This is a genomic window from Exiguobacterium sp. SH5S13 (genome assembly GCF_004337085.1).
GTDB lineage: Bacteria > Bacillota > Bacilli > Exiguobacteriales > Exiguobacteriaceae > Exiguobacterium > Exiguobacterium aurantiacum_A.
This window is the reverse complement of the sequence record NZ_SJUS01000041.1, coordinates 1-7668: the sequence shown is the minus strand read 5'-3', so window position 1 is coordinate 7668 and position 7668 is coordinate 1. Positions and strand designations below refer to the sequence as shown.

The window sequence follows — 7668 nt, the reverse complement described above, 5'->3', positions numbered from 1 at the left end:
ACTTGCTCAGGATTCGGGTACTTTGTCGCAATCCTGAGCCGAGCCCTGCTCATTGATATTGCAAAAAAATGAGCGACCAACTTCAGACGGTCGCTCATCATCGTTCACCAACATTGCGTAAGAACCACTCCTATTTTGCACTACACAGACGTGAACCGTAGTGATAAAATGTATCAGTTTATTTGTCATGGAAAAAAGTCATGTACACCCTATCTCAATGCAATATGATTACGTCCATTGAAATGTACCAGTCTTGCAATCTTATTTACCAAAGAGTGACAAACAATTTACCGGGCGATGCCAAAGTTCCGACCACCCTTCATAATCCCTTCCCATGTGACAGTGAACTGAGCCCCGTAAAATGGACAGTTTAATAAAAAGCCCACGTGTTCTATGCGGCGATCAGATGGCCCCGATATTGTTCCGGGGTCATCTTTTTTAGGTTCCATTGACCGCATTCGCAGTTGTAATAGCTTATGTAGTCGCCGACCATTTCTCGGACCTCCTCGAGCGATTTGCACGAGCGGTTGGTGACATAGTCCTTCAAATGACCGAAGAACGATTCAATTGGTGCGTTGTCGAGACATTTACTGGAACATGTTTTTGGTAGTTCAACGTTACCTGACGTAAATCTATTTTATCTTCCCCGTCATGAAGTGTTACCCATAGAGTTTGACTACATAATGATGTGACGATTGAACACAAACATCATTTTTTCACTTGCCACATAGATACTACATATAGTCTTATCTACACGATAATCCATCCTTTACATCTATATTTAGTTAAAAAGTTCTTTACTTGTTTGCTGAACCTGTGCTATTATATTTAGCTTTGTCATTGACATGTTGTTACCGGTCGAATATAGTATAAGTAATCAATGAGCAGGCTGGACTGACCAGCCAACAACGGCCCCTTACCTTTCGGTAAGGGGCCGTTTATTTTATACTGATCATATACTGCTTATGAAGGAGCACAGACATGTCAAAACCGGAGAAGGTCTTCAAGTCAACGACCGATCAACTGAAATTGCTACACGAGCGCGGACTGGTGATTGATGATCCGATGTTCGCAGAAGAGGCCTTGATTCGAACGAGTTACTACGAAATCATCAATGGCTACAAGGACCTGTTCGTCAACATAGACGGTGAAGAAGAGCAATTCGAATCCGGGACAACATTCTCGGAAATCTATTACCTCTATGAACTCGATAAAACCATCCGTTTCGCGATGCTGTCGGCGACCCTTTCCGCGGAGAACCTGTTACGTTCAGTCATAGCCTATGTGCTTGCCGAGAATCACGGCCATTCCATCAAGGACTATCAACATAACAGGAACTTCCGACAGGGGAAAAAAATGACTCGTGGGCGCGCCAAAGGGAAATTTGAGCGGGAACTATTGTTGCAGATCTTCTCAGAGGTCTATTACTCGACCCATCAACCGATGACCTATTATCGGGAGACCTATCATGACATGCCGCCTTGGATTCTGGTGAAGGGACTGAGCTTCGGGAACCTTCAATACCTGTTCAAACTGATGTTGCCGGAATCAAAGACAAAAGTCATCGCACGGGCGACGGGCATGAATCCAGAGTTGATCACCGACCAGACCAAACAAGCTTTCGCCGAGACATTCGATATCCTCGTCGCCTTCCGAAATTGGGCGGCCCACGGAGGACGTGTGTACAATCACCGTGTGCGAAAGCGCCTGAGCTACTCTCCGACCCATACCCGCTTTGGTGTGACACACTCCGCCTATCAAAAACATGACCGTGGCCAAAGTGATGTCTTGAGTTTCATTATCGCGTTGTCTTACTTGAGAGACCGGGGCATCCAAGATGGATTTCTTCACGCCGTCACATCAGAGATCGACGATTATCTGATGCGATTCCCCCGACATAAGACGTTGCTGTTAAGACAGATGAACATCCCAGACCAGCTCTATCAGGAATGGCGCCATAATCGACAGCATTGACCTGAACCCGCGACCGCTCGCGGGTTTTCGTCGCGTGTCACCAGACGCGCCCACGCTCTTGGTCATGACGTTGTTCTTACGCATGAGCCCGTATCACCATTCCTTCTCCCATGCACCGTCCTCAGACACGCCCCAATCCTCGAACCGGTACTTGATGAGCCAATGGACGTGCATCACTTCATATTCGAATACACCCTTTGATAGCTCCGAGACGACGAAGCTGACATCCCCATCTGCCACCACCCATGTCCCGTACAGATATACTTTCTTGATCGGACGCTCTTCTGCGTCCAAATAGATCAACACCCGGAAATAAGGCGAGTTCCGTCCTTCGTCGAACCGGACGACCTTCTCGACGCAACGCTCCTTGTCGACGACACGCATCCACTCGGTATGTTCCATCAATTCCGAGAACACGGTTCGGACGAACGGATCCAATCCTTCGAACGCATAGTCATCAAGCAGCCCCTCGTCCATCAAGTCTCACCCCTTCCGGTTTTCTATAGAACGATTCCCCGTCCAGAGCCAGTTCAGTCCTTGTTCATGAACCTACAGAAATGAAGACTTTTAAAAATTGTATACACATATACATGTATACAATCGTTCCTTTTTCTTATGTACGACGATTCCGTCGAATCATATTGGTATTGAAAAAGACGGTGAGGTGGGTCAAGCGTTCCCCTTCCTTCACATCACAAAGAAAATCCATGCTCACAAGTTTCAAGTCGTCAAAATCTTCTTGAAGCCGGTCAGGAAGGCGTCGAAGCAATACCTCCGTCATCTCGTTTTCGTAATACGAAAACGAGATGGTTCGCAAATCAATCTTCAAGGCATAAAAAAAGTATACGAATTCATTCAGTACTATAATGAAAAAAGATTTTAGAAAAAATAAGTTGTCTAATACTTTCGTAATACACGGACCAAATAGCTTAGAAAATGTTATAGGTGTTTCTCAAGTACGATACTTACGGATTCTGGTCATAGTCGATGTTTATCATATAATTATGATTGTCATATAATCGACAATCTTTAATAAAAACATTTCGGAAAGTTACGTTAATAATTAGGGAATACGAAATCGATGTAATGTTTCTATGAAATAAAATATAGAATTTTTTATGGGGGGATAAGGAAATGGGGAAAATAAGATATTATCAAGCATACTTATCAATAGCAGCGGAAGGTCCTCTTTACTCAGAAGGAATCGAAAGGCATATTACTGGTATTAGACAGAGAGCATTTTCTAAATTAGATTTTACAACAGCTGACGTTAATTTTTTTGAGGAGTATTGGACTCGAAATTGGTACGCTTCGGGAAAAGAGAAGTGGCATAAGAGGTTGGACAATCCCACAATGATTGAGGTTAGAAATGCAATCTTTGAAATTGGTTCATGGTTTGCAAAATATACTAAGGAAGATGATTGGGATGGTGGAGGTATAACAATCGCTTTTGCCGGCCATGGAGAAGATAGGAATGGTTCGCTCGTCTTAAAAGATGGAGTGATTACTTATAGAGATTTGTATGAATTGTTATCTTTAGTTTCATGGTCTGGGAATTTACGTTATAACCTACTTTTAGACTCGTGTTATTCCGGTCGTTTTTTAATTGATTTTCTTTATGAATCACTCGAAGAGAAAAGTAAGTTAGTACCAAGTTACCTTGCTGCGGCTTGTATGTATGACGAAACTGCTCTAGAAGAGTCTTCGTTAGGGCATGGTCTTTTTACTTACTGTTTTTCTGTTGACCGACATGAAATGGGTGGATATGCAGCAAAAGCTATACAAGCTGATAATTCTTATGGTCCTTCACTCGACTTTATCCAGGGTGCCTACGGGGTTTCTTTACTAACCTTTGGTATGCAAAATGCCATTAAGTTTGATCAGTATGATTTTGAAGTATGTGGAGAAACAGTTCCACTGTTTAAAGATAAGGACTATGAAGATGTTATTAACAAAGATGAAGTGATGTATAACTTAGAGAGTGTCCGTGATCAGTTTAAAGGAGCCATCAATAGAATCAGCAAAAACAATAGGGTCTACCGAACAAGACATTTAACAACTGAAGAATTACAGCAAAGTTTAGAAGAACAAATTGCACTGCAAGAAAGATTCAAGGATAGATAAGGAAAAGTATATATAAAGATGAAATAACTGTTTTTATAAGAATATACTTACACTTCCTTTCATAAATTTACTTAGAGACAAAAATACAACTTCGTTTGTTTAATCATACCATCTCTATAAAAACACCATTCAGCCGAAAGGTTTTCGCGCGTGTCATGATACGCTCACAAATGAGCCCTAGTCATCATTTCTTCTCCCATGCCCTGTCCTTGAATACGTCCCAATCCTCGAACATGGCGACCTTCTCGGCGCCATGTTCCCTGTCGCCGACACGCATCCATCCGGGATGTCCCATCAGTCCCGATACAAATCTACATAGATGATCCGCTTTCTTTTTACACGTTACGCACGTCGATTATGGCGAAGCGTATTGGCACTAAAGAAGACGGTAAGATCGGTCAAACGTTCTCCTTCTCTCACATCACAAAGAATATCCATGCTCACGAGTTTGAATTCTTCGTATCGTCCCTTGTGTCGTTCAGGGAGTCGTCGAAGCACCACCTCCTCCATCATCTCGTCCATCGTCTGTTGATCAAGTTGAAAACTATCCATTTGAATCATCCTCTCCATTTGATTGCCTAATGATACCTCGCATCCAATCAAGTAATATCTCAGGCTAATTCACGTAAGCCCTGGTGTTGTTTGAAACAAGCCCTAGGCTTGTTTCGAAGACACGATCATGTTCAATAAACAAACGCTCTTTTTACTTTTTGTCGATTCCTCGATCATCCTTCGTGATGCAACGACCCATGCTACAGTATCCCCACACGGACTACCTCGTTTTTGTCCTACAAAAACGTACCTTGCGTGACGTTAGACACGCCCACGGTCTCGCTTTTGAATTTGCCCTGACGCCCCGTGCCTCCCGTCAGAAAGGACCAGGAACATAGAGATGCGGCGTTGAGCCAGCAACTCTTGTTATCGGGCCGTCAGGGGGGCAGCGGTGCGATGAGCGACTTCGCCACTGGCGTTAGACGCTCACGCATGAGCCCGACTTGGCTTTCTGACAGGCGACGCACGGGATGCGAAATGTACCCTCTGACGTGTAAGACTCCCACCGATTCTCCTCTAAGATACACATCTCCCGCCCAAAATACCTGAAAGATTATTTGTCATGGACAGACCGGTCATACGTGCTACAATGAATCAACTGGTAAATCATTTACAGTTTCTTGTCTGGTGTCTCGTAGAACCCAGACAGGATTAATGACAGACACGTTTAAAATCAAGGGAGGATATGACATGGCAAAAACGATCGGATTATGGGGCATCCCGCTGCTGTTACTACTCGCCACCGGGTGTGGTGCGACAGAGGAGACGGTTTCGACCACTGAGGACACGACGAGCGGGTCAGAGACCGTGACAGAGACGACGGAAACACAAGAGACAGAAGACGCACCGGCGGAAAGCGACGTCTATTTCAAGGACGGGGAAGCGAAATTGATTGATCTCAAGATTCAGATCACCGAGACCAAAGTGATCCCACCCGGAGAGCCGGGGAACGAGTATGGCGACAAAGCGGTCCTCGCCATCTGGTATGACACGACGAACCTGACCGGGAAAGACATCACCCCGATGAGCGCCTGGATGGTCGTCTTCGAAGCGATCCAGGACAATGACCCGAACGCAATCAACACCCTCGAGGTCGGGATGCTGCCGGACGAGCAGTTCCTCGACAGTCAGCTCGAGACCATCAAACAGGACGGCACCGTCTCGAACGCCGTCGCCTACGAGCTCGACGACTTGGAGACACCGGTCACCTTGGTAGCCACGCAAGGCATCGGCGGTGACGACTTGGGCGAACAGACGATTGAAATCAAATAAGAACAATACAACTAAGAGCAAGATTGAGAACCTGCGTATAGAAGACGACAGGTTCTTTTTTTGATGCTTGCATCCCGTACCACCGTTTTCGTCATAAGAAAACGACCCTTTTTCCGGATCTCGCTCTACGGATCCAGGCGAGAGCAACGCGAGTCGCCCGTCCCGTCAAAGAAAAACGTACGTTTTTCGTCCTTGCCCTTCCCGGACGGACCGGGACCGGTCCCCCCGGTCCCGGTCCATCCCTTTTCTCCTTATCCCACGTAGCCCCGTTGTTTCAGACTGACATACGACTCGTCCGACCCGAGAATCACGTGGTCGAGCACGGGGATACCGATGAGCTGTCCGGCCTCGTACAACCGTTCCGTCACCTCGATGTCTTCCCGGCTCGGGGTCGGGTCCCCGCTCGGGTGCTGATGACAGACGAGGAGGAATGAGGCGTTGTTCAAGATGGCGCATTTGAACACCTCCCGTGGGTGGACGATGCTTGAGTTGACGCTCCCGACATGGGCCCGGTGGACGCCGATGACATTGTTTTTCGTGTTGAGCATGATGACGAGGAACACCTCACGGTCGTCCTCCCCGATAAACGGTGCCGCGATGGCTCGGGCACACGCCGGTGAGCGAAGTGTGGCGTGCTCGAGGGCGACCATCTCCTCGCGAATCTCCTGTTTGATACGAACGACCTCGATGATGGATGTGAGTTCCATGACTGTTTGTCCCCTTTCGGATAAGCATTCCTCAGAACGAACACCGTTGTGCGTCCTGTTGACGGATTCGTTGCGAGCGTCGGGAGACGGTGCAGGGGCGACCAGAGGGAGAGCCTCAAAAAAGTGCGAAGAGCAAACGGAGGTCCAGGCTTCCGGAGCCAACGAGCGAAAAGCCTCGCTTTGAGCCTAAAGCGAAGGAAGACGGGCCGGAGGGCGCGTCATTTTTTTGACGTCCCTTGCACCGACGACCAGCGAGCTAGAGTACGGAAACAGGACGCACGGATCACCAATCATGAAAAAGACTGTTCAAAACAGATAAATCGGGTATTAAATAAGAACAAACGTTCGCTTTATTGAGAGGGGTAATTTTGATGACAATGTATCGAGACCGCGGGGAACTGAAATGGATCCCGTTCCTCATGCCCGAACATAAGGCGCTGCTGACGAAATACTACAAGAAGATTCAGAAGATCGAGATGCCCGACATCGACGAACAGGTCTTATCAATTTATGAGAACGTATTGAATGACGCGATCTTCAGTGGGGACGTGGTGGAAGTGAAATACGTGGAGGAGCGGGAGATGAGACGATTCAAGGGGTTCGTGCACCGGACGAACTACCTGGAGCGGACCGTCGAGCTGGCCAATCAGCGTGACGGTGTCATTGAGGTGCCATTCGAGGCAATCATCCACGTGGAGCGGTCGATGGACTAACGCCCTTCGTTTGCTGACGTAAAATCTTTTGTTGCTTTTATAGATGTATCAGTTAAAACAGTGGAATTAAGAGTTAAAAGTAATGTGTTGGCCAAAATTTGCAAAATGCCGATAACTTGAAATTATAACAAGCATAAATCATTCCCGTTTAAATATTTGAACTGAACCCTGAATGATAGACACTTGATAAAAAGTGCTCATTCAGGGTTTTTTGTGTGCGGTCGAATCGATATAATGAACCTATTCATTCAGACGGGGGAACGCATCCATGAGTAAAATCATCTTCAACGAACATCAAATCAGGCAGCTCGAGTCGAATCCGAACG

At 46.4% G+C, this 7668-nt stretch carries 7 protein-coding genes and 1 pseudogene; 4 read left to right on the top strand and 4 right to left on the bottom strand.

Features of this window, described 5'->3' with window-relative positions; translation table 11 throughout:
* Nucleotides 1-391: 391 nt before the first annotated feature.
* Nucleotides 392-580: pseudogene (locus EVJ30_RS15470) on the bottom strand (IS3 family transposase); the annotation flags it as partial.
* A 401-nt stretch (nt 581-981) separates the two neighbouring features.
* On the opposite strand from EVJ30_RS15470, the gene EVJ30_RS14600 reads away from it, so the two are divergent.
* Nucleotides 982-1974: an Abi family protein gene (locus tag EVJ30_RS14600; RefSeq protein ID WP_131459097.1), complete on the top strand. Its 993-nt coding sequence runs from the start codon at nt 982-984 to the stop codon at nt 1972-1974.
* A gap of 93 nt (nt 1975-2067) precedes the next feature.
* Here the strand turns inward: EVJ30_RS14600 and EVJ30_RS14595 are convergent, their stop codons facing one another.
* Complete coding sequence (locus EVJ30_RS14595) at nt 2068-2451, bottom strand: hypothetical protein (protein ID WP_131459096.1); 384 nt, start codon at nt 2449-2451, stop codon at nt 2068-2070.
* A 657-nt stretch (nt 2452-3108) separates the two neighbouring features.
* On the opposite strand from EVJ30_RS14595, the gene EVJ30_RS14590 reads away from it, so the two are divergent.
* Nucleotides 3109-4098: a hypothetical protein gene (locus EVJ30_RS14590; RefSeq protein WP_131459095.1), complete on the top strand. Its 990-nt coding sequence runs from the start codon at nt 3109-3111 to the stop codon at nt 4096-4098.
* A 342-nt stretch (nt 4099-4440) separates the two neighbouring features.
* Here EVJ30_RS14590 and EVJ30_RS14585 read toward each other — a convergent pair whose 3' ends face one another.
* Nucleotides 4441-4650 (bottom strand): hypothetical protein, encoded by a 210-nt coding sequence (locus tag EVJ30_RS14585; RefSeq protein ID WP_131459094.1) that lies wholly within the window; start codon nt 4648-4650, stop codon nt 4441-4443.
* A gap of 690 nt (nt 4651-5340) precedes the next feature.
* Between EVJ30_RS14585 and EVJ30_RS14580 the strand changes: the two genes are divergently transcribed.
* On the top strand, nt 5341-5922 hold the full coding sequence (locus EVJ30_RS14580) for a DUF5067 domain-containing protein (RefSeq protein WP_131459093.1): 582 nt from the start codon (nt 5341-5343) through the stop codon (nt 5920-5922).
* A gap of 251 nt (nt 5923-6173) precedes the next feature.
* Here the strand turns inward: EVJ30_RS14580 and EVJ30_RS14575 are convergent, their stop codons facing one another.
* A complete protein-coding gene (locus EVJ30_RS14575) occupies nt 6174-6791 on the bottom strand; it encodes a JAB domain-containing protein (RefSeq protein ID WP_255417734.1) in 618 nt (205 codons plus the stop codon).
* Between the two features lie 209 nt (nt 6792-7000).
* On the opposite strand from EVJ30_RS14575, the gene EVJ30_RS14570 reads away from it, so the two are divergent.
* Entirely contained in the window at nt 7001-7342 is a 342-nt protein-coding gene (locus tag EVJ30_RS14570) for a YolD-like family protein (protein WP_236636107.1), read from the top strand.
* Nucleotides 7343-7668: the final 326 nt, after the last annotated feature.